The organism is Stutzerimonas decontaminans (assembly GCF_000661915.1).
Classification (GTDB): domain Bacteria; phylum Pseudomonadota; class Gammaproteobacteria; order Pseudomonadales; family Pseudomonadaceae; genus Stutzerimonas; species Stutzerimonas decontaminans.
On sequence record NZ_CP007509.1, the window covers coordinates 2,309,559 to 2,333,527 of the forward strand.

18 protein-coding genes are annotated in these 23,969 nt (G+C 63.4%); 11 read left to right on the forward strand and 7 right to left on the reverse strand.

The features are described 5' to 3' along the window. The first annotated feature begins 400 nt into the window (after positions 1–400). Positions 401–2,461 carry a TonB-dependent siderophore receptor gene (locus UIB01_RS10715; RefSeq protein ID WP_051605075.1) on the forward strand — a complete coding sequence of 687 codons (2,061 nt, stop codon included), beginning with the start codon at positions 401–403 and terminating at the stop codon, positions 2,459–2,461. Positions 2,462–2,504: 43 nt separating this feature from the next. Here UIB01_RS10715 and UIB01_RS10720 read toward each other — a convergent pair whose 3' ends face one another. The 3 genes from UIB01_RS10720 to UIB01_RS10730 form a co-directional block, all read right to left on the reverse strand. Continuing rightward, positions 2,505–3,485, reverse strand: a complete 981-nt coding sequence (locus UIB01_RS10720) for a TAXI family TRAP transporter solute-binding subunit (protein ID WP_080695080.1) — start codon at positions 3,483–3,485, stop codon at positions 2,505–2,507. A gap of 76 nt (positions 3,486–3,561) precedes the next feature. Next, positions 3,562–3,915, reverse strand: coding sequence for a RidA family protein (locus tag UIB01_RS10725; protein WP_038659977.1), 354 nt, complete (start codon positions 3,913–3,915; stop codon positions 3,562–3,564). 22 nt (positions 3,916–3,937) lie between these two features. Next, positions 3,938–5,182 carry a D-amino acid dehydrogenase gene (locus UIB01_RS10730; RefSeq protein ID WP_038659980.1) on the reverse strand — a complete coding sequence of 415 codons (1,245 nt, stop codon included), beginning with the start codon at positions 5,180–5,182 and terminating at the stop codon, positions 3,938–3,940. 121 nt (positions 5,183–5,303) lie between these two features. Between UIB01_RS10730 and UIB01_RS10735 the strand changes: the two genes are divergently transcribed. Beyond that, positions 5,304–6,212, forward strand: a complete 909-nt coding sequence (locus tag UIB01_RS10735) for a LysR family transcriptional regulator (protein ID WP_038659983.1) — start codon at positions 5,304–5,306, stop codon at positions 6,210–6,212. A gap of 51 nt (positions 6,213–6,263) precedes the next feature. Beyond that, entirely contained in the window at positions 6,264–7,373 is a 1,110-nt protein-coding gene (gene zapE, locus UIB01_RS10740) for a cell division protein ZapE (protein WP_038659986.1), read from the forward strand. A gap of 8 nt (positions 7,374–7,381) precedes the next feature. Here zapE and UIB01_RS10745 read toward each other — a convergent pair whose 3' ends face one another. After that, complete coding sequence (locus UIB01_RS10745) at positions 7,382–7,660, reverse strand: peptidylprolyl isomerase (protein ID WP_003285081.1); 279 nt, start codon at positions 7,658–7,660, stop codon at positions 7,382–7,384. 176 nt (positions 7,661–7,836) lie between these two features. Here UIB01_RS10745 and UIB01_RS10750 point away from each other — a divergent pair, with 176 nt between their 5' ends. The 4 genes from UIB01_RS10750 to gntR all read left to right on the forward strand — a co-directional run bounded on the left by UIB01_RS10750 (position 7,837) and on the right by gntR (position 12,452). Next, on the forward strand, positions 7,837–8,967 hold the full coding sequence (locus tag UIB01_RS10750; protein WP_038659988.1) for a gluconokinase, GntK/IdnK-type: 1,131 nt from the start codon (positions 7,837–7,839) through the stop codon (positions 8,965–8,967). A 51-nt stretch (positions 8,968–9,018) separates the two neighbouring features. Then, on the forward strand, positions 9,019–10,296 hold the full coding sequence (locus tag UIB01_RS10755) for a TRAP transporter large permease (protein WP_038659991.1): 1,278 nt from the start codon (positions 9,019–9,021) through the stop codon (positions 10,294–10,296). Positions 10,297–10,357: 61 nt separating this feature from the next. Further along, on the forward strand, positions 10,358–11,374 hold the full coding sequence (locus UIB01_RS10760) for a TRAP transporter substrate-binding protein (protein WP_038659993.1): 1,017 nt from the start codon (positions 10,358–10,360) through the stop codon (positions 11,372–11,374). 58 nt (positions 11,375–11,432) lie between these two features. Further along, complete coding sequence (gene gntR, locus UIB01_RS10765) at positions 11,433–12,452, forward strand: HTH-type transcriptional regulator GntR (RefSeq protein WP_038659996.1); 1,020 nt, start codon at positions 11,433–11,435, stop codon at positions 12,450–12,452. A 24-nt stretch (positions 12,453–12,476) separates the two neighbouring features. Here gntR and UIB01_RS10770 read toward each other — a convergent pair whose 3' ends face one another. Further along, positions 12,477–13,388 carry a LysR family transcriptional regulator gene (locus UIB01_RS10770; RefSeq protein WP_015276945.1) on the reverse strand — a complete coding sequence of 304 codons (912 nt, stop codon included), beginning with the start codon at positions 13,386–13,388 and terminating at the stop codon, positions 12,477–12,479. Positions 13,389–13,534: 146 nt separating this feature from the next. Here UIB01_RS10770 and UIB01_RS10775 point away from each other — a divergent pair, with 146 nt between their 5' ends. Then, on the forward strand, positions 13,535–14,761 hold the full coding sequence (locus tag UIB01_RS10775; RefSeq protein ID WP_038659999.1) for an acyl-CoA dehydrogenase: 1,227 nt from the start codon (positions 13,535–13,537) through the stop codon (positions 14,759–14,761). 255 nt (positions 14,762–15,016) lie between these two features. Here the strand turns inward: UIB01_RS10775 and UIB01_RS10780 are convergent, their stop codons facing one another. Beyond that, positions 15,017–16,384: a phosphate ABC transporter substrate-binding/OmpA family protein gene (locus UIB01_RS10780; RefSeq protein ID WP_038660002.1), complete on the reverse strand. Its 1,368-nt coding sequence runs from the start codon at positions 16,382–16,384 to the stop codon at positions 15,017–15,019. A gap of 83 nt (positions 16,385–16,467) precedes the next feature. Then, positions 16,468–17,280, reverse strand: a complete 813-nt coding sequence (gene xthA / locus UIB01_RS10785) for an exodeoxyribonuclease III (RefSeq protein ID WP_038660004.1) — start codon at positions 17,278–17,280, stop codon at positions 16,468–16,470. A 270-nt stretch (positions 17,281–17,550) separates the two neighbouring features. Between xthA and UIB01_RS10790 the strand changes: the two genes are divergently transcribed. The 3 genes from UIB01_RS10790 (at position 17,551) to UIB01_RS10800 (ending at position 23,741) form a co-directional block, all read left to right on the forward strand. Further along, on the forward strand, positions 17,551–18,186 hold the full coding sequence (locus UIB01_RS10790) for a GNAT family N-acetyltransferase (RefSeq protein WP_038660007.1): 636 nt from the start codon (positions 17,551–17,553) through the stop codon (positions 18,184–18,186). A gap of 207 nt (positions 18,187–18,393) precedes the next feature. Then, a complete protein-coding gene (locus tag UIB01_RS10795) occupies positions 18,394–20,064 on the forward strand; it encodes an autotransporter assembly complex protein TamA (protein WP_180983625.1) in 1,671 nt (556 codons plus the stop codon). After that, the gene (locus UIB01_RS10800) at positions 20,061–23,741 is read left to right on the forward strand and encodes a translocation/assembly module TamB domain-containing protein (RefSeq protein ID WP_038660013.1); all 3,681 of its coding nucleotides are present in this window, start codon (positions 20,061–20,063) and stop codon (positions 23,739–23,741) included. The genes UIB01_RS10795 and UIB01_RS10800 overlap by 4 nt, the downstream gene beginning before the upstream one ends. Positions 23,742–23,969 lie beyond the last annotated feature (228 nt).

A 23,969-nucleotide genomic window follows, 5' to 3' on the forward strand; every position in this document is an offset into this window, starting at 1 on the left:
TTACCTATCAATGACGTGTGGCTGCGTGAATCAGGCTGATACCGATCCGATACCAATACTCAGCGGTCCAGCTCGCTCCGACAGGGAGCTGGTCGATCCAGCGATTCTTGAGGTGAATGACAACGGTGGGCGTTTGCGCCTGCTGCCGGATGAATGCGGGGTGGCTACCGAACTTCAGCCGCGCATTGTCGCATAGCTGCACTGGCCGGCGTAAGGACAGGCTGACGAGGCAACCCAGAATCGCCCGGTAGCGGTCGTCGAGCTCGAGCGGATGCGAATCGTTTCATTGACACCCGGATGCCAAACAGAGAGCATTGTTACGATATAACATCGGTATCTGAGTTAAAGCATGAATAACGCAAGTGCGGTAGTGAAATGGGCGGGTTGCGGAGCGGCATTGATGCTGGCGGGTGCGCCGCTGGCTGTGGCAGAGGACGCGGCGGTACTGGATTCGGTCATCATCACGGCCGATCAGGAACGCGCCGATGGACCGGTTCAGGGCTACCGTGCCAACCGCTCGCGCAGCGCGACGAAAACCGACACGCCCATCGAGGAAATACCTCAGTCGATCAGCGTCGTTCCAGCATCCGTGCTGCGGGATCTGGACAGCCCACGCGTCGAAAAGGCGCTGGATTTCGCCGGCGGCGTCGCCAGGCAGAACGATTTCGGCGGCCTGACCATGTACGAGTACAGCGTGCGCGGGTTGACCACCGGTGAGTTCTATAAAGATGGGTTCAGCGTCAACCGTGGTTACATGAACCCGCCGGATGCTTCCAGTATCGAGCGGGTCGAAGTGCTCAAGGGGCCTTCTGCCAGCCTTTACGGACGCGGCGATCCGGGCGGCACGATCAATATCGTCAGCAAGCGGCCGCAGCTGGACAGCTTTGCCCGTCTCGATCTAAGCGCCGGTCGCTGGGATCGCTATCGCACCGCGCTGGACGTGAATACGCCACTCGATGAAGACGGCAACATGCTCTATCGCATGAATATCGCCGTCGAAGACAACAACAGTTTCCGCGACCACCGCGAGGCTGAGCGCCAGTTCGTCGCGCCGTCCTTCAGCTGGGAATTGAGCCCAGACACGCGATTACTGGTGCAGGCTGAGGTGGTGCGCAACCGCCAGACCTTCGATCGCGGTGTGGTCGCGCCGGGAGGCGACCTGGGCAAGGTGTCCCGCTCAGCTTTCTATGGCGAGCCCTCGGATGGGCCGATCAGCAACGACAACGAAACGCTGCAGGCCGAACTCGAACACGACCTCAACGAGGTCTGGACCCTGCGCCTGGCCAGCCACTACAAGCAGGGCCGGATGGACGGTTACGCCACCGAAGCGGCTGCGGTTGCCGACGATGACCGCACCCTGACACGCAACCTGCGCTATCGCGACTACGATTGGCAGGACGCAATCACCCAGCTGGAGCTGCGCGGGCGCTTCGATACCGGCTCGATCGAGCATCAGCTGTTGATCGGCACCGAGTACGAGCGCTACGCCCTGAGCGAATCCATGCTGCGCTCCAACAACCTGCGCACCATCGATCTCTACAACCCGGTCTACGGTGCACCGCGTCCGGCGTTCAACCCGGCGCGTACGGTTGACCGCAATGAGCTGGTGCATAGCCGGGCGCTGAACCTGCAGGACCAGATTCGCTTTACCGACAAGCTCTTTGGCGTTATCGGCGCCCGCTATGATCACTACGAACAACGCCTGGACAATGAGGTTGCCGGCCGGCGCACCGAGCAGACCCATGAAAAGGTTACGCCGCGTGTTGGCGTGCTCTATCAGCTGGTGCCGGAGGTCGGGCTGTTCGCCAACGCCTCTCAGTCGTTCAAGCCAAACAATGGTGCGGACTTCAGCGGCGCGACGTTCGATCCAGAAGAGGGCGTGGGTTATGAGGCTGGGGTCAAGCTCGACCTGTTCCATGGACGACTCGGGCTCACCGCCGCCGCCTTCCATCTGACCAAGGAAAACGTGCTGACCAGCGACCCGGTGAACGACGGTTTTCAGATAGCAGCGGGTGAGGTGCGCAGTCGCGGGATTGACCTGCAGCTGGCCGGGCAGCTGACCGACGCGATTCGGGTGATCGGAGGCTATGCCTACGTGGATGCCGAGGTGACTCGCGACAACACCCTGGCTAGCGGCAGCCGGCTGCTCAACGTGCCACGCCACAGCGGCAGCCTGCTGACTACCTACGAATTCCTCGATGGCGATCTCAGCGGGCTCTCCATTGGCGGCGCGGTGAACTACGTGGGTGACCGGGCAGGGCAGGCCGATAGCGACTTCGAGTTGCCGTCGTACACGACCGTGGATCTGCTGGCGCGCTACAAGGCGACGGAAAAGCTGACCCTCGGCATGAACCTGAACAACGCTTTCGACCGGACCTACTACGAGCGTTCCTACAGCAATGTCTGGGTCATGCCGGGTGAGCCGCGCAACCTGAGCGTAAGTCTGTCCATGGAGCTCTGAATCTGTACATCAGCGGGCGCTGTCGCCCGCTGATGGCAGCTTCTTACAGCCAACCCTTCTCCTTGTAATAACGCTCGGCGCCCTCGTGCAGTGGCGCAGTCAGGCCGACGCGAATCATGTCTTCGGCTTTGAGATCGGCAAAGGCCGGATGCAGACGCTTGAACCGGTCGAGGTTGTCGAATACCGACTTGACCAGCTGATAGACGACCTCCGGGTCGGTCTTGCTGGTGGTTGCCAGCACGGCCTTACCGCCGATCGACGGAATGGCGCCGTCCACACCCGGGTAGAGCCCGGCGGGGATTTCCACGGCACTGTAGTAATCGGCCTTGGCCAGCAGGCTGTCGATCTCGGCGCCCCGCACCGGAATGATCCTGCCCTTCACATTGGTCAAGGCTTCCTGGATTGCACCGCTCGGATGGCCGACCACATAGGTGATGGCGTCCAGGTTGTTGTCACCCAAGGCGGAAGCCATTTCCGCCGGTTTGAGTTCCGCGGCCAGGGCGAAGCTGGCATTCGTCCAGCCCTTGGCCTGCATGACTTCCTCGAAGGTGTCGCGACTGCCTGATCCGGGCACGCCGATGTTCACCCGTTTGCCTTCGAGTCCGGCCAGATCGGTGATGCCGCTGTCGTTGCGGACGACCACGGTGAGAATCTCCGATTGCAGTGAGAACACGGCGCGCAGTTCGACCGCGCCTTCCTTGTCGAAGGGCGCCAGGCCTTGCAGCGCCTTGTGCTGATGGTCGGACTGGATGAAGCCGAAGTCGTACTCGCCTTTGTGTAAGGAGACGATGTTGGTCACGCTGCCCGCGGTCGAGGGTGCGTTGCATTTGATGGCGGGCTTCACTTCGGCACGATTGAGGAAGCGGCACACCGACTGGCCGGCGGTGTAGTACACGCCGGTCTGCCCTCCGGTGCCGATGGTGATGAAGCGCTCCTGCGCCAGCACGCTGGTGCTGACCAAAGCGCCGGCGAGTGCGCCGGCCAGGGTGATGCCGAACAGGCCGTTACGGATCTGGTGGTTCATTGCGGTTCCCTCTTGTTTGTATTGTGGGTGGTTGCAACTGCGGTGTGGCCGGCGCAGGAACGATAGACCGCTGTGGTCAGGCGCGTGCGGCGATCACCATGATCTCGACCAGCACCTCGGGTGAGGCCAGACGCGCCTGCACCGTCGCCCGTGCCGGTGCGCAGCCTGCTGGCAGCCAGTCGCTCCAGACCTCGTTCATGGCGGCGAAGTCGGCGTCGATGTCCTTCAGCCAGATCTGCGCGCTGAGCAGGTTTTCGCGACTGGAGCCGGCGGCGGCCAGCAGCCGGTCGATCTTCGCCAGCACCTCGCGGGTCTGTCCGGCGGCATCCAGGCCGCGGTCGTCCGGCACCTGGCCGGCGAGGAACACAAGGTCTGCATGAATGACCGCGGCGGACATGCGCGGATTGCTCTCGATGCGGTGCAAGGGCATATCGGTTTCCTCTTTGGAGTGGTCAGGCGGGCAGACTCAAGCCGTCCAGGGAAACGGTGGGTGGTGATCCGCCGATTACGCTGGCGAGCAGGTCGGCGCTACCGCAGGCGAGGGTGAAGCCGAGGCTGCCGTGGCCGACGTTGAGCCATAGATTTTCGAATCCGCTGCGGCCGAGCAGGGGTGTGCCCTGGGGCGTGGCCGGGCGAAGGCCTGCCCATTGCCGCGCGCGTTGGTAGTCGCCGGCGCCGGGGAAGGTGGCACCAGCCAGACGCTGCAGGGTAGCGATGCGCTGCTGGTCGAGCCCGGCATCCCAGCCGGCGATATCCACCATCGCCGCGACGCGCAACTGGTCATCGAGGCGGGCGTAGACAACCTTGTTGTCGTAGTCGGTGACATTGGTTTGCGGCACGCGGTTCTGGTCGGTCAGCCCAACGGTCAGGCTGTAACCCTTGAGCGGGTAGATCGGCAGGTCGATATCCAGTGGCCGAAGCAGTCCGACGCTGCCGGTGCCGGCCGCCACTACCAGATGGTCAATGGCGATCTCATCGCGCCCGAATACGACCGCGCGAACGTGCTTGCCTTCGCTGCGCAATGCGCTCACCGATTGCCCGGTATGCAGACGAAACCGAGGTGATGCGCGTAGTCGCCGCAGCAGTTCGGTGCAGAACAGATGGCAGTCGGCAACCTCGTCGCCGGGCGAATAGATGCCGCCGTGCAGCGATGCCGCCAATGGTGCCAGCGCCGGCTCGACGTCGACGCATTGCGCGGCGTCCAGCAGCCGCTGCCCGGAATCGTCGTCAATGGCCGCTGCGCCCTTGTGCAGGCTGTGTTGATCGCGATAGATCACCAGTTTGCCGTTGGCGCGCCAGGCGAAGCCGTCCAGCTGGTCCTGTTCGCGCCAGCTGCGCAGGATCTGCTGGCTGTGCAGGGCGAGCCGCAGCAAGTGAGCCGCGTTGCGCCGGTTGACCGAACGCCGGCAAGCCAGCAGGAACTGCAAACACCAGCGCCACTGATGCAGGCTCGCCTGGGGTCGGAAGCGCAACGGGGCATCGGCTCCGCGCAGCATCCAGCCAATCGCCTGCAGCGGCACGCCGGCATCGGCCAGGGGAGAAACATAGCGGTAGCTGAGCTGCCCACCATTGGCGAAACTGGTCTCCAGAGCGACATCGTCGCGCCGTTCGATCAGCTCCACGCTGTGCCCCTGGCGCACCAATGAATAGGCCGTGGCAAGCCCGATGACCCCTGCGCCGATGACTGCTACCCGCATACAACCGCTCCTCCGACTCGATCAGCGCAGCCTAAGACGTCGGCCAGCGGGACGGCCAATGAAAGGATGGAGCGCTCCCATAACCTGCGGTTATGCTCGATCGACTGAAGGAGGGACATGCATGCGGCTGCGTCATATCGAACTGTTCCAGGCGATCCTGCAAACCGGCAGCCTGACGGCCGCGGCCGAGCTGCTGCATATCTCCCAACCGGCGGCGAGCAAGATTCTCAAGCATGCCGAGCAGCAGCTGGGCTTTGCACTGTTCGACCGAGTGCGCGGCAAGCTGCAGCCCACCGCCGAGGCACGCGTGTTGCAGCAGCAGACCGAACGCCTGGCCATCGACCTGCAGAGTCTGCGGCGCCTTGCAGACAGCCTCGGCCGGGGCGAGGAGTGCGCATTGCGCCTGATCTGCACCCCGGCGTTGGCTCAGGCGCTGCTGCCACAGGCGCTGCGCGCCTGGCGCGAGCGATTTCCACGTACGGTCTGTCAGCTCGCCACGCAGCACACGGCGGAAATCGTCGAGGCGCTGTTGCTGCGTGAAGCCGATCTCGGGCTGACGTCACAGGCCGTGGAGCATCCGGGACTGCGCAGCCAATTGTTGACCGAGGGCCGTATGCGTGTGATCGCGCCGCCTGGCTGGTGGCAGCCGGATGAACTGCATCGTCCGCTGCGGCTGCAGGCGTTAGCGGGTAAAGCGCTGATCGGTATCGACGCCCGCGATGCCCTGGGCAGCCTGTTGCGCGGCCACATCGAGGAGCTCGATCCGCCGCCGCGCGTGGTTACCTGGGTGCAGACTTATCAGTTGGCGCGACAGCTGGTGTCGTCGGGACAGGGCGTGGCGCTGGTCGATCCGTTCACCGCACTGGCGGCCACTGGCGGCGAGGTGCAGACCCGTCTGCTCGAGCCGGCCATCAGCGTGCCGGTCTACGCAGTGACCCGTGTTCACGAGCAGCCGCTGCCGGCGCAGGCGATGCTGCTTGAGCAGCTCGGCGCCCAGGCCGAGCGACTGCTGCAGGACGGGCACAACTGAGCGATCGCGCACAGGCGTGCGCTACCATGGCGGCTTTTGCGCCGGACGATCATGCACGCCGACTCGCCCCTTGAACGTTATCAGCAGGCCATTGCGCAAGACGGGTTCGTACCCGATGCGGCTCAACAGCGCGCTGTCGCGCGGCTCCAGGCCTGTCATGAGGCACTGGTTTCATGTGCGGAGCTGCCGCTTGGTGTCTATCTCTGGGGTCCGGTCGGACGTGGCAAGACCTGGCTGATGGACCTGTTTCACGCAGGCCTGACGGTTCCGTCGCGGCGGCAGCATTTCCATCATTTCATGCGCTGGGTGCATATCCGACTGTTCCAGCTCAACGGCACGGCCGATCCGTTGCAGGCGTTGGCCAAAGAACTATCTGAAGAGATTCGCGTGCTCTGCTTCGACGAGCTGTTCGTCGGCGACATCGGCGACGCGATCATCCTGGGGCGCCTGTTCCAGCTGCTCTTCGAGCACGGCGTGGTGATCGTCGCCACCTCCAATCAACCGCCGGAGCAGTTGTATGCCGACGGCTTCAATCGCGAGCGCTTTCTGCCGGCCATCGACGCCATCGTGCAACACATGCATGTGGTGGATGTGGATGGTGGCGCCGATCACCGCCTGCGTCCCGGCGCTGCGCTGCAGCGCTACTGGATCGCACAGCCCGACAACAGCAGCGCACTGGAGGCGACGTTCGAGGCGCTCGCCGCTGGATCGGTCAGTGCCGAGCCGCTGGCCCTCAGCCGCCGCCAGCTCGACGTCGTGCGGCGTAGCGAATTGGTGCTCTGGTGCCGCTTCGCTGATCTCTGCGAGCAGCCATTCTCAGCGCTGGACTTCATCGAGCTGTGCGACCGTTTCACGGCGATCCTGATTGGTGACCTGCCCAGGCTGGGCGGCAGGCAGCGCGATGGGCGCATTGCCCGCGGCACCGAGGATGGAGCCGCGCGGGTCGAGGCGGGCGACCGCCAGCTGCCCAGGCTCGCCGCGCGGGATGATGCCGTGCGCCGCTTTATCGCGCTGGTGGACGAGTGCTATGACCGGCGGATTCCGCTGTATATCGAGGCACAAGTGGCGCTGGATGAGCTGTACACCGAGGGCTATCTGGCGTTTCCATTCCGCCGCACATTGAGTCGTCTGCGGGAAATGCAGCTGCAGCGCTTTGGCTGAGCGCTGGCTCAGTCGCGGTAGAACACCTGCACCAGGTGATAGCCGAACTGGCTTTTCACCGGGCCGTGCACTTCGCGCAGCGGCTTCTTGAAGATCACCTGATCGATGCTGCGCACCATCTGCCCGGGGCGCACTTCGCCGAGATCGCCACCTTTCTTGCCGGACGGGCAGGTCGAGTATTTGCGCGCCAGCACGTCGAAGGCTTCGCCATTGGCGATGCGCTTTTTCAGCTGCGCGGCTTCGGCCTCGGTCTTGACCAGAATGTGGCGGCACATTGCTTTGGGCATGCTCGGTGTCCTTGATTGCACAGGGGCGCGATTGTAGTCGTGCCGCGGCGAATGTCGAACGGGATAGCGCTTCGATGCAGCCGTTTTGTGACTTATCGGTCGACGAGCGGTAGTTTTATCGTGTCATTTGATAGCGCTAACATCCGGCCAAACAAGCAAAACAATGGATTCCTCGCATGCCTTCAGTGCATACCTCAAAGGCTTCCGCGCTTCCGGTGCTGGTCGTCATGGGCGTCAGCGGTTCCGGCAAGACGGAGACCAGCCACGCCGTAGCCGACGCGCTCGGCTTGCCGCACATCGAAGCGGACAACTTTCATCCGGCGGAAAACGTGGCGCGCATGCGTGCCGGTACGCCGCTGTCCGACGCCGATCGCGTGGAGTGGCTGCACGCGTTGATCGCCGAGATGCAGCGCACCCTGGAGGCGGGCAGCGGCTTCGTGCTGGCTTGCTCGGCGCTCAAGCGCAGCTACCGGGAATTGCTGCGCAGTGCTGTTCCAGAGCTGCGTTTCGCCCATTTGGCCATCGATTACGAAACTGCCGTGCAGCGCGTCGGCGGAAGGCCGGGGCATTTCATGCCGATTTCCCTGGTCGACAGCCAGTTCGCCACTCTCGAATCACCCGAGGGCGAACCCGGCGTATTGACGGTGGATGCCAGTCAACCGCGCGAGGTCGTCTTGCGCCAGATCGTCGAATGGATGCAGGGCAGCGGACTGGATGAGCTGATCGAAACCCGGGTCGATCTTTCTTCGCGTCCATTTGATAGCGCTACCACGGCGCCGCCACTGACCAACGAGCCGATCTACGGCGGCACGGTCGCGCAGCACTTCGACCGCCTGACCGACTGGCTGATGGCCGCACTGATGGCCTTCATGGTCATCGTGGTGTTTTCCAGCGTGGTGCTGCGTTACGCATTCGGTACCGGTTTGACCGGCGCTGAGGAGCTGTCGCGGCTGGCGTTCGTCTGGCTGGTGTTCGTCGGCGTCGCTTCGAGCATGCGCCGCGGCGAGCTGATGAGCTTTTCCATGCTGCGCGACCGTTTCCCGCGGCTGTTCCGCCGCGTCGTCGACTCCATCAGCTGGCTGCTGGTGGCTGGAGCTAGCTGCCTGGCGGCCTGGGGCGGCTGGAACCAGATGCAGTTCGGCTGGACCATCAACAGCCCGGTAGTCGGCTATCCGCTCGGCCTGGCGATGCTGCCCGTGGCGGCCAGCATGGTGGCGCTGGCGGTGCTCGCGCTGCTGCAGCTGGTCAATGTCTGGCGGCGCGATCAGCCATCGGCCACTGCCGCTGCGAATGTCACCGCGGACTGAAGCGACGCCGCATTCAGAACAATACGGGCACTGCCCAACCGAGGAACTTGTATGACCGTCGTCGTCTTCCTTTCATCGCTGCTGGGCTTCATGACCCTTGGCATGCCCATCGCCTTCGCGCTGCTGCTCACCGGCTCGGTGCTGATGTGGTACCTGGATTTCTGGGACGTGCAACTGCTGGCGCAGAACCTTCAGGCCGGTGCCGACAGCTTCCCGCTGCTGGCGGTGCCGTTCTTCATCCTTGCTGGCGAACTGATGAATGCCGGCGGCATCTCGCGGCGCATCATCGCCATGGCGCAGGCCTATTTCGGTCACAAGCGTGGCGGCCTGGGTTACGTGGCGATTGCCGCCTCGGTGCTGCTGGCGAGCATGTCCGGCTCGGCGTTGGCCGATACCGCCGCGCTGGCGACGCTGCTGCTGCCGATGATGCGCGAGCGCGGCTATCCGCTGAGTTCATCGTCGGGTCTGGTGGCGGCGGGCGGGATCATCGCGCCGATCATCCCACCGTCGATGCCGTTCGTGATCTACGGCGTGGTGACCGGCACGTCGATCAGCCAGCTGTTTCTCGCCGGCATGGTGCCGGGGCTGATCATGGGCATGGGCCTGATCGTCGCCTGGACGCTGATCGCCCGGCGGATCGACGAACCGAAACAGGAAAAGGCCAGCGCCGCCGAACGCCGCCGCGTGCTGGTCGACGGTGCCGCCGCGCTGATGCTGCCGGTAATCATCGTCGGCGGGCTGCGTGGCGGTCTGTTCACCCCGACCGAAGCCGCCGTGGTCGCCGCCGTCTATGCCCTGGCCGTTTCGACGTTGCTCTACCGCGAGCTGAACTGGGCCGGGCTGGTCGAGGTGCTGACCCGTGCCAGCCGCACCACGGCCTCGGTGATGTTTCTCTGCGCCGCCGCAACGGTGTCGGCGTACATGATCACCCTGGCGCAACTGCCCGACGAGATCGCCACGATGCTCGGCCCGCTGGCGCAGGACCCGAAACTGCTGATGGTCGCCATCATGCTGCTGATGATCGCCGTCGGCATGGTGCTGGACCTGACCCCGACCATCCTGATCCTCGGTCCGGTGCTGGCGCCGATCGCGATCAAGGCCGGCATCGACCCGGTGTACTTCGGTGTGATGTTCGTGCTGATCGGCTCCATCGGGCTGATCACGCCGCCGGTGGGCACTGTGCTCAACGTGGTCGGCGGCATCGGCCGGCTGCGCATGGAAACCCTGGTGCGCGGCGTCATGCCGTTCTTCCTTATCTATCTGGTGATCGTCGGGCTGCTTATCGCCGTGCCCTCGATCATCACCGTACCCCTGGCCTGGCTGCGGTAACGCCGGTCGTGCAACCAAGCGCTCAATAAACCAACGTCCAACAACAAGAAGGTAACGCGACATGAAACGACTTCTCATCAACACCCTGGCCGCCGCCTTGCTCGGCAGCACACTCAGCCTCGGTTACGCGCAGGCCGCGGACGACATCCGCCCACGCATGATCCGCTTCGGCTACGGCCTCAACGAAGACAGCAACCAGGGCAGGGCGGCTAAGCTGCTGGCTGAGGAAGTGGCCAAGGCCTCCGGCGGCAAGTTGAAGGTGCGCACCTTCGCCTCCGCCAGCCTCGGTTCGGACGACCAGATGCAGAACGCACTGATCGGCGGCGCGCAGGAGATGATGGTCGGCTCGACCGCGACGTTGGTTGGCATCAGCAAGGAGATGGCGGTGTGGGATACGCCGTTCCTGTTCACCGATCCGCGCCAGGCGGATCAGGTACTGGACGGCCCGGTAGGCAGGCAGGTGATGGACAAGCTCGAGGAGAAAGGCCTGGTCGGGCTGGTGTATTGGGAGAACGGTTTTCGCAACGTGACCAATAGCGCGCGGCCGATAGAGAAGCTTGAGGACTTCAATGGCATCAAGCTGCGCGTGATGCCCAACCCGGTGTTCATCGACACCTTCAAGCGCATGGGCGCCAACGCGGTGCCGCTGCCGTTCTCCGAGCTGTTCACGGCGCTGGAAACCAAGGCCGTGGACGGCCAGGAAAACCCGTTCAATACCATCCTCTCGTCCAAGTTCTATGAAGTGCAGAAGTACCTGAGCGTGACCAATCACGTCTACAGCCCCTGGATCGTCACGGTTTCCAAGCGCTGGTGGGACGGGCTGTCCGCGACCGAGCAGGGCATCCTCATGGACGCCGCGAAAAAGGCACGCGATGCCGAGCGCGAGGACACCCGTCGCGAGGCCAGTCAGGCGTTGGCAGCACTGAAGGAGCACGGCATGCAGATCAACGAGGTCACCCCGGAGGAAATCCAGCGCATGCGTGAGCAGGCGCATCCGGCGATCCAGACGGTGATCGATGCGGTCGGCCAGGACCTGTTCGATCAGGTGCAGGCCGAAGTGGAAAAGGCCGCACCTTAGGAGGCGCCCCCAGAATGCCCGCTGCTAGAATCCGCCGCTTTCGACCAATGGAACGCGCATGACCACACGCCGTCGCCGCTCTGCCGAGCGGATAACCCTCTCGGATGTCGCACGTAGCGCCGGCTGCTCGCTGATGTCGGCATCCCGCGCGCTATCGCAACCGGATCTGGTTTCCGATGCGTTGCGTGAGCGTGTCGAGCAGGCGGTCAAGGCGCTTGGCTATGTGCCGCATCCCGCGGCGCGCAGCCTGGCCAGTTCGCGCTCCAATCTGGTGGCGGTGATCATCCCCTCGCTGTCCAACGCGGTGTTCGTCGACACGGTCGAGGCCATCCAGCGCGTGCTGATGCCGGCGGGCTACGAGATGATGATCGGCGTCAGCCACTATCGCCCCGAAGAGGACGAGCGATTGCTGCGCGCCTATCTGGCGCATCAGCCGGCCGGTCTGCTGATCACCGGGTTCGAACGAAGCGACGCCGCGCGTGCGGTGCCAGCCAACTACACCGCACCAATGGTCACGCTGATGGAGCTGAGCGAACGGCCGGATGACTACTGCGTAGGTTTCTCGCAACTGGAAGCCGGCGTGGCAATGACTCGCACGCTGCTGGAGCGCGGCTATCGTCACGTTGCCTTTGCCGCGGCGCAGCTCGACCCGCGGACCCTGCAGCGGGCCGAAGGCTACCGCCAGGCCATGCGCCAGGCCGGGCGCTATGAACCGACTCTGGAACTGCTGACGCCGCAGCTGTCGTCCATCGGTCTCGGTGCGGAGTTGCTGGATCGGCTGCTGGCGCAGCATCCGCAGATCGACGCGGTGTTCTTCAACAACGACGACCTGGCCCTCGGGGCGCTGTTCCGCGCCCATCAGCTGGGGCTCGACGTGCCGGGGCGTTTGGCGATTGCCGGTTTCAATGACCTGCCGGCGGCGGCCTGGATGCACCCGGCGCTGAGCACCGTGCGCACCCGGCGCGGCGAGATCGGCGAGCTGGCGGCGCAGATGCTGCTGAGCCTGATGCGGGGTCAGCAGCCTGCCGAGCGTTGTATCGATGTGGGTTTCGAAGTGGTGATGCGCGACAGCGCCTGAGGCGGGATTTCACCCGCCAGGGCATCAGAGATCCTGCTGCGCAGTGACCTGCTGGGCGATCTCGATCATCTGCTCGCGCATCCAGCGGTTGGCCGGGTCCTGATCGGTGCTTTCATGCCAGTAGATGTGGGTTTCCAGCGGCTGGATATCCACCGGCAGATCGACCTGGTGCAGGTTGTGCCGCCGGGCGAAACGCTCGGGAACGGTCACCGCCATGTCGGTCTGGTCGATCACCTGAGTTGCCATCAGGTAGTGCTGCGAGCGTAGGGCGATCTTGCGCTGCAGACCCATCTTGCCCAACGCCAGATCCACCAGACCGAGCCCGCTGCGGCGGCTGGAAATATGGATGTGCGACAGCGACAGGTACTGCTCCAGTGTCAGCTTGTCCTTGGCCAGCGGGTGGCCGCGGCGCATGGCGCAGATGTAGCGATCTTCCAGCAGCTTGACGTGACGCACCTGCGGATCGGTGTTGAGCGGTGCATCCATGGCGAAATCCAGGCGGCCGGCAGCCAGTTCCTTGGTCGTCTCGCGACGCTTGGCCAGCATGCTCTCGATCTTCACGTTCGGTGCCAGTCGGCGCAGGCGCTGGAATAGCGGCGGCAGCATCACCGCCTCGGTGAGGTCGGTCATGCTGATGCGGAAGGTCTTGTTCGCCTGCGCCGGGCTGAAGGTCCGGCTTTCCTGCACCGACACCCGCAGCAGCTGCAGCGCATTGCGCACCGGGCCGATGATGTTCTGCGCCATTGGCGTCGGCACCATGCCCTGCGCGGTGCGCACGAACAGCGGATCGTTGAAGGTTTCGCGCAGGCGGGCGAGGGCGTTGGAAACTGCGGGCTGGGTGATGCCGACGATCTGCCCGGCGCGTGTCAGGTTCGCTTCGGTGTAGATGGCGTCGAAGACGATGAATAGATTCAGATCGACCTTGTTCAGGTTCATTGTTGTGCTCTCCGGCGTGTATCGGAATTCGCCGATCATATATCGGTGATGAATGTTTATACACGAGGAAAATAGCTTAGATAAATCACCAGGCCTCCTCTAGCATTCAAAACTACAAAACATTACCTGCCAGAAGGTTGTCGCCCATGAATTTCGCCTACTCCCCGAAGGTTCAAGAGCTGAGAGAGCGCGTGCAAGCGTTCATGGATGCTCACGTCTATCCCGCCGAAAAGGTGTTCTACCAGCAGGTCGCCGAAGGTGACCGCTGGCAGCCGACTGCCATCGTCGAGGAGCTGAAGGCCAAGGCCAAGGCCGAGGGGCTGTGGAATCTGTTCCTGCCGGAATCGGAACTGGGTGCGGGCCTGACCAACACCGAATACGCACCGCTGGCGGAAATCATGGGTAGCTCGGGCCTCGGCCCGGAAGCCTTCAACTGCTCGGCGCCGGATACCGGCAACATGGAAGTACTGGTGCGCTACGGCAGCGAGGCGCAGAAGCGCGAGTGGCTGGAACCGTTGCTGCGCGGCGAAATCCGTTCGGCCTTCGGCATGACCGAGCCGGGCGTGGCTTCGTCCGACGCCACCAACATGGAAGCCCGGGCGGTGCGCGAGGGTGACGAGTGGGTCATCAACGGTCGCAAGTGGTGGACCTCCGGTGCTTGCGACCCGCGCTGCAAGATCATGATTTTCATGGGCCTGACCAACCCGGACGCGCCGCGCCATGCCCAGCACTCGATGATCCTGGTGCCGATGGATACCCCCGGCGTGAAGGTGCTGCGCCCGCTGCCGGTGTTCGGCTACGACGACGCGCCGCACGGCCATGCCGAGGTGCTGCTGGAAAACGTGCGCGTGCCTTACGAGAACGTCCTGCTCGGCGAAGGCCGCGGTTTCGAGATCGCTCAGGGCCGTCTTGGCCCGGGCCGCATTCACCACTGCATGCGCTCGATCGGCGTTGCGGAACGTGCACTGAAGCTGATGTGCGAACGCGCCGTCAGCCGCACCGCCTTCGGCAAGCCGCTGGCCCGGCTGGGTGCCAACTTCGATTACATCGCCGAGTGCCGCATCGAGATCAACATGGCGCGCCTGCTGACACTGAACGCGGCGTACATGATGGACACCGTGGGCAACAAGATCGCCGCCAGCGAGATCGCGCAGATCAAGGTCGTCGCACCCAACGTCGCGCTGAAGGTCATCGACCGCGCCATCCAGATCCACGGTGGTGCCGGGGTTTCCGAGGACTTCCCGCTGGCGCACTGGTGGGCGATGCAGCGCACGCTGCGCCTGGCCGATGGCCCGGACGAGGTGCATAGGGTGGCGATTGCCCGCCACGAGCTGGGCAAGTACGTGCCGCGCGAGGCGCTGCGTAGCCGCTGAGGGTTGCCCGGCGCACACGCAGGACCAAAGGCAAAGCCACGAACAGTGGCTTTGCTTTTTTATGGCGCTATGGGCGGAATGCGCTAAACGGTCATTCGCAACTAGCTCCCTGCTACAGGGCGGCTTGCGGCAAGGGCGGGCGTGCTCGAGAACCGACCAGGACGCCTTAAGGCTGTTTTCAGGTCTTGTTCAGGCTCGGTTTCACAGGGTTCCAGGTCTCGCTGGCTGAACGCGGATACATCGCTGCGTGGCTTGCTAGTACACCCAGACTTCGACCCGACGATTCTTCACCCGGCCGCTGCCCGCATCGTTAGAGGCGACTGGAAGTTCAGAGCCCATTCCGTTGATTTCCTTGAGAAACACGCCGCGTTTGTTTAGTTCGCGGCGCACGGTCATCGCGCGCAGCTTGGAGAGGAGTGCGGCACGCGCCGGATCGCCCGTCGCGTCGCCGAAGCCCACCAGCGCGGCGCTGTCAGTGAGCTTGCCATTGTCGCGCAGGTATTCAGCCACCCGCTCGAGGTCACGCTGGGCCTTGTTGTCCAGCTGGGCGCTACCTTCCTCGAAGCGGAAGTTGACCGTCAGGCGCTGGGCTTCGCTCGCCAGCTGCTGATAGAAAACGGGCATGTCGACGAGTGCGGTTTGCCGGATCGCCTCGACGTGCTGGGCGACGTAGCCGGATCGCTCGACGATGTTCTGGCCGGCCCTGCTATGGATGAACTCGATGTAGGCCTCGGTCCACGGGGACTGCTTGAGCGGATGGGCATAGAGGAACAGCCGGCGCGATAGCGGATAATCCTCAGTTGCGACCAAGGCGCGGGAGGGAGGCATTGGTTGTGAGTCGCCATCGGCGATGGCCAGGGCTTTGGCCTTGCCGAGCGAGGCCAGGCCGGTGAAGCCGATGGCGCCGGGGTCCAGCGTAACGGCACGGGACAGCTCGTCGTTTGACTCGTAGCGTTTCGCATCGCTCCAGAGTGTCTTGCCCTGGCGAGCCAATACCAGCTCGTTGAATGTGTCGTAGGTGCCCGAGCGATCATCGCGAGCGTGTAGCCGAACCGGCAGGTCCGGCCCGCCAAGCTCGCGCCAGTTGCGGATCTCGCCTGCGAAAAGCGCCGCCAGCTGGACGGTCGTCAGCGAAGCGAGCGCGTTGCCGGGATGTACCACGATGGCCAGACCGTCGATGGCGATGACCTGCTCCGCTTTGGCACTGCGCATGTCGCCCAGGCCGGCCAGCTCGGTGCGCTCGCCGGTCTTGATTGGCCTGGAGGCCGCTGCGAGATCGCCCTGGCCGTTCTTCAGCCCAGCGAAGCCGGTTCCGGTTCCGTGTGCGGCAATAGTGGCGTAGACCTGCTTGCCTTGAGCTGTGCGAGCGCTGATCCGCTGCTCGTTTTCCACCTCGGTCGGGCGGATGCTCACCTCCTCATAGCCTTCCGCCTCGAACAGGCCGGCGATGAGCATGGGCGCAAGTTTGGCGCCTACCGTGTTGGAGCCCTGGATGCGCAAAACGGGCGAGCCGTCTGCCGGGATCGGCAGGGCCGCAAGACCAGTGTTCGACACGCAGCCCAATGCGAGCAACAACAGGGGCAGCGCCCGATTTCGAAACCGTCCAACTGAGCGTGATGTCATCTTGCGACCTCCTTGTAGAAGGCCGCGAGATTAAGACGATTTGGTTACCGAAAAATGACAGCCAAGGCATTCACCATTGCGAGTCAGCGGAGTTCAATCCAGACCGGGCAGTGGTCGGAGGGCTTCTCCATAGCCCGAATCTCGTAATCGACGCCGCAATCGGTGACGCGCTGGTGTAGCGCCGCGGTGGTCAGGATGTAGTCGATACGCAGCCCTCGGCGCGGGTCATCCTCGAAGCCGCGGCTGCGGTAGTCGAACCAGCTGAAGCGGTCGACCACGTCAGGGTTGAGCGTGCGGAAGCTGTCCTGCAGCCCCCAGGCTTTCAGACGCTCGAGCCATTCGCGTTCTTCAGGTAGAAAGCTGCACTTACCGGTACGTAGCCAGCGCTTGGCGTTCACTTCACCGATGCCGATGTCGCAATCTTGCGGTGATATGTTGAAGTCGCCCATCAGCGCCAGGGATTCATCGGGGCGGAACTGCTGCTCGAGCAATGCCTGCAGGTCGGCATAGAACTTGGTCTTGGCAGGAAATTTCACAGGGTGAGCGCGGCTTTCCCCTTGGGGAAAATAGCCGTTCATCACGGTTACCGGCTGGCCATTGGCATCGGCGAAGCGACCCCAGATGAAGCGCTTCTGCGACTCTTCACCATCGGTGGGGAAGCCTTTGTGAATCTCCAACGGTGCCTGGCGGGAGAGCAGGGCGACGCCGTAATGTCCCTTCTGCCCATGAAAGTGGACTTGATAGCCGAGTGCTTCGATCTCCGCCTGCGGGAACTGCTCGTCCGACACCTTGGTTTCCTGCAGGCCGATCACGTCAGGTTGATGTTTTTCGATGATCGCAGAGAGCTGATGAGGTCGTGCGCGCAATCCATTGATATTGAAAGAGATGATTTTCATGGTATTCCGTAGTGGCTGTGATCGGCTCTGGCACCGCGGGCGCGGCGCTGCTGGAACTGCCGATCCATTGTGATCACGAAGACGTGATTCTAGAGAGGTGGCGCCAGGCTTACCAACTGCCGAGACGCCTGCTGCGATGCAGCGCGTTGCGCCAGCATCTGCATCATCTGCTGATGGGCGCGCTTGGGCCGGTGATTCAACCGCGTGGCGGGGCGGGCCAAGCGCTGCTAACTTGCAAGCAGTCCTCCATAAGAAAGCCGAGAAGTTGCCATGCCGATGTTTGCCGAGGTTCGCACGCTCGATAGTGGTTATGACCGCGAAACCCGCTCGTTGCTGTATCACGCCTACCGCCATGAACCGACCTTCGCCTACCTGTTCGAAGCCGACCGTCCGGGCTACCAGCAACGGGTCCGTGCCACGGTGCGGGAGCTGGTCAATCAGCATTTTTTGCAGCAACAGCCGGCGCTTGGCCTGCTGCTGGATGATCGGCTGATTGCCGTCGCGCTGATAGCGCCGCCCCAGCGTCGGTTGGATATCACCGAAAGCTGGGCCTGGCGGGCGCGGATGTTGTTGACGGCAGGGTTTCGTTGCACGCGCCGCTATCTGGATTACCACGCGGCGGTATTGGCCTGTCTACCTGCCGGAGCAGTGCATCTGTTGCCTTTGCTCGGTGTACATCCGCAGTTCCAGGGGCAGCATTACGGCGAGCAACTGTTGCAAGCCGTGCACGAATGGTGTGCCGAAGATGAAACCTCTCGGGGATTGGTGATCGACACCGGTAACCCGCGCTACCTGAATTTCTATCAACGGCAGGGCTACGAGGAGATCGGCCAGATCGCCGTTGGGCCGGTGGTCGAGCACATCTTTTTCCATCCGGCACCCAGGCGGATGGAAGCGGCGCGTTAGGTGTGGCCGAATTTTATTCGGGCAGACCAGTCTGACTGGTCTGAAGCCACGCGATGTCAGTTGATGCCCGTCCCCCCGCAAAGTCACCTTACATACTGTCTAGCCCGCGTGTTCGGGCCTGCCGCAGAGCCCGTGATAGCATTGCGCGCCATGTGCAAATCCAACCGAATCGGCCCGCTGGTAGCCGCACTCCTGGTGCTAAGCGGCATGCAAGCCAGCGCCGCTGAACTCGACGTTCGTATCGAGCCGCAGAACCGGGCACTTCGCGAGAACATCGAGAATTACATCGGTGAGCTGGGCGATCGCGATGCCAACGAGTTGCTGCGCTACAGCAGGGTTGCTCAACGCCAGGCGGAGAAGGCTCTGCAAGCGCTGGGCTACTACCGCAGTAGAATCCGAACCGATGTCCGTGAAGGTGATGAGCCGACCCTGGTTTTGCGTGTGCAGACCGGTGAGCCAGTTCGCCTGCGCAACATCACCGTCCGCCTGGACGGGCCGGCAGCAGAGTTCTCCGGCTTTCGCGTCGCCCAGCGCACCCTACGGCAGGGCGATGTGCTCAATCACGGACGCTATGAGGACGTAAAGCAGCAGTTCCTCAACCAGGCCTCGCGCTATGGTTATTTCGATGGCCGCTTCACTCGCCAGCGCCTGGCGGTCGACCCGCGGGAAAACACAGCAGACGTTGAATTGGTATTCGACAGCGGTCCACGCTATCGCCTGGGCGATGTGCAGTTCGAAGGCGATGCACCGTTCGATGACGACCTGCTCAGGCGCATGGTGCCGTTCGATGCCGATACCCCCTACGACTCCGAACTGATCGCCGAGCTTAGCCAGGCATTGCAGTCGAGTGGCTATTTCGAAGGTGTTCGCGTTGATGCCAACCCAACCAGCGCCAGTGAGCAGCGCATTCCCGTAGCGGTGGCACTCACGACGCGCAAACCGCGGACGTTCGGCCTTGGCCTGGGTTACTCGACGGATGTCGGGCCGCGTATACGAATGAACTGGACCCGACATTGGGTCAACCCACAGGGCCACAGCTACGGTGCCGAAACCGAACTATCGGCACCGCGGCAGAACGTCGGCCTCTGGTACGACATTCCCCTTGATCCACCGCTGACCGACAAGCTGCGCTTCGTTGGGGGTTATCAGTACGAGGAGATTGCCGGTACGGACAGCCTGAGCCGCTTGCTTAAAGTCGGTCCGGAGTGGCACAGCCGCTTGCCCAGCGGCTGGTTGCGTGTGTTATCGCTGAAGTGGCAGCACGAGGAATACAAGCTTGGCGATGATTCGGGGCTGAGCACCCTGCTGATGCCTGGCATCGCCTACAGCTATCTGCGCAGCGACAATCGCATCGATCCTGGCCACGGCTACCGTCTGCAGTTCGAAGTGGCGGCAGCCAAGTCCGGCGTGCTGTCCGATGCTGATCTGGTTCACGCCAACGTGCTGCTGCGCGGACTCACTACGCTCGGCCAGCGCCATCGTTTTCTCGGCAGGGTGCAGCTTGGTGGCAACTGGACCGATGAATACGTCAACGTGCCGCCATCGCTGCGCTATTTCGCCGGTGGCGATCAGAGCGTGCGTGGCTACGACTATCAGAGCCTGTCGCCAACCAACTCCGACGGCGACAAGATCGGTGGTCGCTACCAGTTCGCCGTCAGCGCGGAGTACCAGTACTCGATCGCCGAGAAATGGCGCGTCGCGACCTTTGTCGACCAGGGCAATGCCTTCAACTCGCTGGAGATTCCCACGCTTAAAAGCGCCGTTGGTGTTGGCGTGCGCTGGGTTTCACCGGTCGGTCCAATCCGCGTCGACCTCGCTCATCCACTGGATAGCGAAGGCGGTGTCCGCCTGCACTTTTCCATGGGGCCTGAGCTGTGAGGCGGATATTGCGTGGCCTAGGCTGGACATTGCTTGGGCTGGTCTTGTTGCTGGCCGTCGCGCTCGGCACGTTGCTTGGTACGTCGGCCGGCAGTCGCTGGTTGCTGACGCAGGTACCTGGTCTGACGGTCGAGGCGTTCGAAGGGCGCCTCGGCCAACGCTGGCAGGCCGATCGACTGATTTGGGAACAGGATGGCAGCCGCGTGGAGGTTCAGCAGCCCCGACTCGCCTGGTCGCCGGCTTGCCTGCTCAAACGCACCCTGTGTATCGATGAGCTGGTGACGGGGAATATCGAGCTCAATTTTCCGCCGAGCGAACCGGACCCCAACGCCGAGCCTTTCAGCCTGCCGGATATCGACCTGCCGTTGGCTTTGCAGGTAGAGCGCATCGAATTTGGGCAGGTGACGCTCAATGACGCCGAGCAATTGCGGCGCCTGCAGCTGCAGGCGAACTGGCGTGCTGACGGCCTGGATATACAGCGTCTGGATGTGCGCCGGGATGATCTCGATCTGACGCTGACCGGCCGCCTGCAACCCAGCGGTAACTGGCCGCTGCAACTGCAAGGGCAGGCTGCGTTGCAGTCTCCGGACGAACAGCCCTGGGCACTGATGATCGCCATCGAAGGGGATCTGCGCGAGCAGCTGCAGTTGCAGGTCGAGAGTCAGGGCTACCTGCAGGGCAGCCTCAGCGGTCATTTGCGTGCACTAGACGAGCAGCTGCCTGCGACCGTCAGGCTGAATGCGGACGGTTTCAAGGCGCTGCCTGATCTGCCGGAAACCTTGCGCCTGGATGATCTGGAGCTGACGGCGAGCGGCAATATGCAGGACGGCTATCGTCTGCTTGGCACCACCCGTTTACCGGGAGATGGCGGCGCCGTGCGGGTCGCGCTCGAAGGTATCGTCAGCACCACCGGCGCGCAGATCGCCATGCTGGAATTGGACGCCGGCCAACAGCGTCACGTACGCCTGACTGGTGATATCGACTGGCAGAACGGCTTGGCCGCGAACGCCGATCTGCTCTGGCGCGATTTCCCCTGGCGGCGCCTGTATCCAGAGATCGAAGAGCCACCGGTAACGCTGCGCGAACTCAAGGCACAAATTCAGTACGAGGATGGCAACTACCTCGGTAACTTCGAATCAGCCATGACCGGTCCGGCTGGGGACTTCACGCTGAACAGCCCGGTCAGCGGTAATCTCGAGGCGGTCCACCTGCCGCAACTGGAACTGCGAGCCGGGCAGGGGAGTGCCACGGGTTCGGTCAGCATCGGGTTCGCCGATGGCATCGACTGGAAAGCCGATCTGGCCCTGAGCGATCTCGATCCGGCGTACTGGCTGGCGGAGTTGCCGGGCAACCTCGGCGGCACGTTGCAAAGCCAGGGTGGCTTGCGCGACGAGCGCCTGCAGGCCGAGGCGCGCCTCGATATAAAAGGCCGCCTGCGTGGGCAGAACACAAGTCTCCAGTTGCAGGCCAGCGGCGAGGGCGAGCGTTGGAACCTACCGCTCATCGACCTGCGCATGGGCGACAACCGTGTGCACGGTGAGGGCGTCTGGGCGCAAACACTGGACGGGCGAGTGCAGCTGGAATTGCGCCGCCTGGCGCAGCTTTGGCCGGGTCTTCGCGGCCAACTGAACGGTAAGGTGACATTGGGGGGCACAGCTGCGGCGCCCAGCGGCCAGGTCGAGCTCGATGGGCGCAATCTCGCTTACCAGGACAATCGACTGCGTCGCCTCCGTGTCCAGGGGCAGCTATCCGACGGTGAGCGCGGCCATTTGGTGCTCAACGCGGAACGCATTCGTGCCGGTGAGACCGATCTTGGCGCTCTACAGGTCAGGGCGGAAGGCACAGCGGATAAGCATCAGGCTGACTTGCAGCTGCAGGGCCCGCTGCTCGACCTGGCGCTGGCCTTCGACGGTGGTCTGCGTGGTGATGATTGGATCGGACGTTTGCTGCGTGGCGAGCTCAGTGCGGAGCAGCAGAACTGGGCATTGCAACGACCGGCTACGCTGCAGCGCTTCGCCGACGGCCGGCTGGAGCTCGGCGCGCATTGCTGGCTCTCCGGCCCAGCCAGCCTCTGCGCCGAAGATCAGCGCATCATGCCTGATCCACGGATTCGTTACCGGCTGCGCGACTTCGCACTGCAGTCCCTGGCCGAATACCTGCCCGATGACTTTCGCTGGCAGGGTGAACTGAATGCGGATATCGAACTGGATATTCCCGCCAGCGGTCCCAACGGTCGCGTTCAGGTTGATGCCGGGCCCGGCGTGCTGCGCATCCGTGACGCGGATGAATGGCATGACTTCCCGTACCAGACGCTTGTGCTCAACAGCCGCCTGCTGCCTGAGCGGATCGATAGCGAGCTGCGCTTCCAGGGTGGAGAGCTGGGTGATCTCGACGTGCAGGTGCGCATCGATCCGCGCCCGGAAAACAAGCCAATCAATGGCGAGTTTCGCCTAAGCGGCTTCGATCTCGCCGTAGCGCGGCCGTTCGTGCCGATGGTGGAGCGCTTGCGGGGCCAGCTGAACGGCAGCGGGCAGCTCTCCGGCAGCCTTCAGCAACCGACCCTCAACGGCCAATTACTGCTCAGTGGTGGCGAAATAGCCGGCAGCGAGCTGCCGACGACATTCGAGAACCTTCGCGTGCGCATGCTGATCGAAGGTGAGCGGCTGAGCATCGACGGCGATTGGCGCGCCGGCGATCAAGGGCGCGGCAATCTGAGCGGCACGCTGGATTGGCGCGATGCGCTGGACCTGGACCTGGCCATAAAAGGCAGTCGCTTGCCCTTGGTGGTCGAGCCCTACGCGGATCTCGAAGTCGAGCCCGATCTGCGTATCGTGCTGAGCGGCCAGGACCTCGCCGTCAGTGGGCGGGTTGCAGTGCCGCGGGGTGCAATCACCGTCCGCGAGCTGCCGCCGACGACGGTCAGGGTCTCGGAAGACACGGTCATCGTTGGCCGCGAGGCCGAAGAACCGGCTACGCCGCTGGCGGTGAAAATGGACATCGATGTCGAGGTGGGGCAGGATCGTCTGCGCTTCACCGGTTTCGGCCTGACTGCCGATCTCGCCGGGTATCTGCACATCGGCGACAACCTCGATGCACGGGGCGAGCTGCAGCTGAAGAACGGCCGCTACCGCGCCTATGGCCAACGGTTGACCATCCGCCGTGCCGAGTTGCTGTTTACTGGCCTGATCAGCCAACCGTTCCTCAATATCGAAGCGATACGTCGAATCGAGGCGGAGAATGTTGTAGCCGGCCTGCGCATTACCGGCAGTGCCGAGCAGCCGCGGATCGATGTGTTTTCCGAGCCGGCCATGAGTCAGGAGCAGGCGCTGGCCTATCTGGTGCTAGGCAGGCCGTTGGGTGCGGACACTGGCGATAGCAACCTGTTGGCGCAGGCGGCGCTGGGTCTCGGCCTGGCCGGCAGTTCATCCATCACCGGTGGGCTGGCGCAACGCCTGGGGATCCAGGATTTCCAGCTGGACACCGAGGGCACCGGAGCCGGTACAAGCGTGGTCGCCACCGGACGCCTGACCGAACGGCTGGCATTGCGCTATGGCGTCGGCGTATTCGAGCCATCGAACACCATCGCGCTGCGCTATCAACTGACCCGCCGGATCTTCCTCGAAGCGGCCAGCGGCCTGGCCAGCTCCCTGGACGTGTTCTACCGCCGCGATTTCTGACCGATCCCATGCACTGGCTGGTGCGCGCGCGCGGTTGCACCAACTCGACGCCATATCGCCATCGCACTGATGAGTGCACCAAAGCGCATCAAGCACGACTGGCAAGCGCACCAGAGTGGGCTACGCTGATTTCGCTTTCCGCGCCGTTCGTTCTTTGCTGGGGGCGAGTTGCCAGGGTTTGACCGTTCGGTCTGCTTTCTCGTCGATTCGATCATTGAATCTGGCGCG

Excerpts from the sequence above, each read along its gene's own strand:
- UIB01_RS10715 (WP_051605075.1), top strand. The coding sequence starts at position 401 with ATGCTGGCGGGTGCGCCGCTGGCTGTGGCAGAGGACGCGGCGGTACTG.
- UIB01_RS10720 (WP_080695080.1), bottom strand. The coding sequence starts at position 3,485 with ATGAACCACCAGATCCGTAACGGCCTGTTCGGCATCACCCTGGCCGGC.
- UIB01_RS10725 (WP_038659977.1), bottom strand. The coding sequence starts at position 3,915 with ATGCCCTTGCACCGCATCGAGAGCAATCCGCGCATGTCCGCCGCGGTC.
- UIB01_RS10730 (WP_038659980.1), bottom strand. The coding sequence starts at position 5,182 with ATGCGGGTAGCAGTCATCGGCGCAGGGGTCATCGGGCTTGCCACGGCC.
- UIB01_RS10735 (WP_038659983.1), top strand. The coding sequence starts at position 5,304 with ATGCGGCTGCGTCATATCGAACTGTTCCAGGCGATCCTGCAAACCGGC.
- zapE (WP_038659986.1), top strand. The coding sequence starts at position 6,264 with ATGCACGCCGACTCGCCCCTTGAACGTTATCAGCAGGCCATTGCGCAA.
- UIB01_RS10745 (WP_003285081.1), bottom strand. The coding sequence starts at position 7,660 with ATGCCCAAAGCAATGTGCCGCCACATTCTGGTCAAGACCGAGGCCGAA.
- UIB01_RS10750 (WP_038659988.1), top strand. The coding sequence starts at position 7,837 with ATGCCTTCAGTGCATACCTCAAAGGCTTCCGCGCTTCCGGTGCTGGTC.
- UIB01_RS10755 (WP_038659991.1), top strand. The coding sequence starts at position 9,019 with ATGACCGTCGTCGTCTTCCTTTCATCGCTGCTGGGCTTCATGACCCTT.
- UIB01_RS10760 (WP_038659993.1), top strand. The coding sequence starts at position 10,358 with ATGAAACGACTTCTCATCAACACCCTGGCCGCCGCCTTGCTCGGCAGC.
- gntR (WP_038659996.1), top strand. The coding sequence starts at position 11,433 with ATGACCACACGCCGTCGCCGCTCTGCCGAGCGGATAACCCTCTCGGAT.
- UIB01_RS10770 (WP_015276945.1), bottom strand. The coding sequence starts at position 13,388 with ATGAACCTGAACAAGGTCGATCTGAATCTATTCATCGTCTTCGACGCC.
- UIB01_RS10775 (WP_038659999.1), top strand. The coding sequence starts at position 13,535 with ATGAATTTCGCCTACTCCCCGAAGGTTCAAGAGCTGAGAGAGCGCGTG.
- UIB01_RS10780 (WP_038660002.1), bottom strand. The coding sequence starts at position 16,384 with ATGACATCACGCTCAGTTGGACGGTTTCGAAATCGGGCGCTGCCCCTG.
- xthA (WP_038660004.1), bottom strand. The coding sequence starts at position 17,280 with ATGAAAATCATCTCTTTCAATATCAATGGATTGCGCGCACGACCTCAT.
- UIB01_RS10790 (WP_038660007.1), top strand. The coding sequence starts at position 17,551 with ATGCCGATGTTTGCCGAGGTTCGCACGCTCGATAGTGGTTATGACCGC.
- UIB01_RS10795 (WP_180983625.1), top strand. The coding sequence starts at position 18,394 with ATGCAAGCCAGCGCCGCTGAACTCGACGTTCGTATCGAGCCGCAGAAC.